General features: G+C 62.0%; 1 protein-coding gene. It reads right to left on the bottom strand.

Annotation, left to right across the window (positions count from 1 at the left end):
* Positions 1–164: dihydrodipicolinate synthase family protein (locus SB751_RS35455; RefSeq protein ID WP_410749669.1), on the bottom strand; the 164-nt coding region annotated here is incomplete at its 3' end.
* Between the last annotated feature and the right edge of the window lie 70 nt (positions 165–234).

The raw sequence follows: 234 nt of genomic DNA, 5'->3' as shown, positions 1-234 counted from the left end.
GTGGTGCCCACCACCACCAGCGCATCGGTTCCTTCCTGGATATGCCAATCGATCAACGACCGGTAGGCAGCGTAGTCCAGGCTGCCGTCGGGCTGCATCGGGGTGACGAGGGCCACCATGCTGCCCTGGAAATTAACGCCTGCGGCGGTTGCAGGGGATGCCATAAATGAGGGGCTCCAAAGCCCCACGGCGGGATGCCCCAGGGCCAGAATCAGTGAAACCGCTGAGTTTAAC

Source organism: Cupriavidus sp. SIMBA_020 (assembly GCF_046535395.1).
Lineage (GTDB): Bacteria > Pseudomonadota > Gammaproteobacteria > Burkholderiales > Burkholderiaceae > Cupriavidus > Cupriavidus campinensis.
This window is presented reverse-complemented; position numbering and strand designations above follow the sequence as displayed.